The sequence below is a fragment of the Paenibacillus prosopidis genome (assembly GCF_003337375.1).
GTDB lineage: Bacteria > Bacillota > Bacilli > Paenibacillales > Paenibacillaceae > Pristimantibacillus > Pristimantibacillus prosopidis.
The window spans coordinates 1-1539 of sequence record NZ_QPJD01000072.1 but is presented as its reverse complement, the minus strand read 5'-3'; the positions used below and the strand labels follow the sequence as shown (position 1 = coordinate 1539).

Sequence of the window (1539 nt, the reverse complement as noted above, 5' to 3'; positions counted from 1 at the left end):
CTTAAAGCTCCAAGACTCGCTATTGGTGACCTGGCTAGAGTCTTCCCAAGCAGGATTTCCACCTGCTAAATGACATGACTTAACTTGACGCACTTACACTATCCTGCCCTTTACTTCAATGAGCATCAAAAAGGAGCTGGCTTCGCGGCAGCTCCCCCACTATCGTATCCGGTAGCTTAATCTTTTCAGGTATTGTTGTATAGATTTATGTCCAATAAATAATAGGTGATATTACACATGTGTAAGTTATTACCTATCAAGCTCCAAACTGGTAAGGATATCGGCTAGTTCTCGGCGAGCTATCTCATTTAAACCTTGCAGCGGTAGCGGAAGACTCGGATTGCCGGTCAATCCCTGCATTTCCGCCACTGCAGCAACTACGCGCAGACTACCGTACTTTTGAAACATTTTCCAAAGAGGGTCAAGGTGGGCGGATTGACTCTCAGCTTCGACAGAACGCCCAGCAAGAGCAGAACGCGTTATTTTTAAACATATATCTGGATACAACCCACCAAGTACAGAGTACCAAGCCTCGCATCCTGCATTAAGGCCAACTGCAGCATACGCGTCGCCACTAACCCCTATAGTGACATCATACGAAATATGCGCACGCAACTGTTCCACTCTTTCCTTAGCTGAAACTAAATCCTTGGGGACCCCAGGTATCTTAATCGAACGGACATGTCGTAACCGTGCGATTTTTCCATGCAATTCATCACTGAATCGAAAGTGAGTAGTACTTGGGTTATCATATACACACAAGGGTACGGTAAGAGATTTTGTTACCGTTTCATACAGTGAAAACACCTCGTCCTCGGTTAATTGCTGATATGAAACAGGTGCTAAAAGAACACCATTTGCTCCTGCTTTTTGGGCATCTTCTGCTAATTGAAGCACATCGCGAGTACGCAAAGAACTAATTCCAATCATTACAGGAATCCCCTCGGCATACTCAATTGCGAGCTGAGTAACACGCAGGCGTTCTTCCCGATTGAGATAAACATAGCTGCCAGTCGATCCTAAAACACCGATCGAATCTACTCTTGCTGAGGTTAAACGTTTGAGCAGTCGTATAAAAGCCTTTTCATCTATTCCGGACTCATTCATTGGAGTTAGAGGAAATGCAGATAAGCCTGTAAACATAATAAACACACCCTTTCATTTACCTAGTTGGAATAGAAGAAATACTTTAATTACAACCATAAACCTAACTCATATAAAATTTAAGGTACAATTTTTAAATATTTGACTGGGCCAGTTTACTATGTCATTGGCTGTTTAATGGTGCATTAGCGTAATCTGCCCGTCACTTCAATGCATCAAAAAGGAGCTGTCCTCGTGGCAGCTCCCCCACTATCGTACCCGTTAACATTCCTGTAGGTGTTAGTAGATTCGATTTGCAGAAAAACGAACGCCCCGCTAGGATGAGTATGTACTGGGTTGAAGCCCTCAGAACTCACCTTAGGAGGCGTTAACATGAAGTCTAGACTAATTAAAGCTCAAAATCAACGTGTAGAACGTATTTCTACTTTCACCCTT

The 1539-nt window shown here is 43.3% G+C and carries 1 protein-coding gene; it reads right to left on the bottom strand.

The annotated features are described in order from the left end of the window. Positions 1 to 249: 249 nt before the first annotated feature. Complete coding sequence (locus DFP97_RS30310; protein ID WP_114384368.1) at positions 250 to 1143, bottom strand: dihydrodipicolinate synthase family protein; 894 nt, start codon at positions 1141 to 1143, stop codon at positions 250 to 252. Positions 1144 to 1539: the final 396 nt, after the last annotated feature.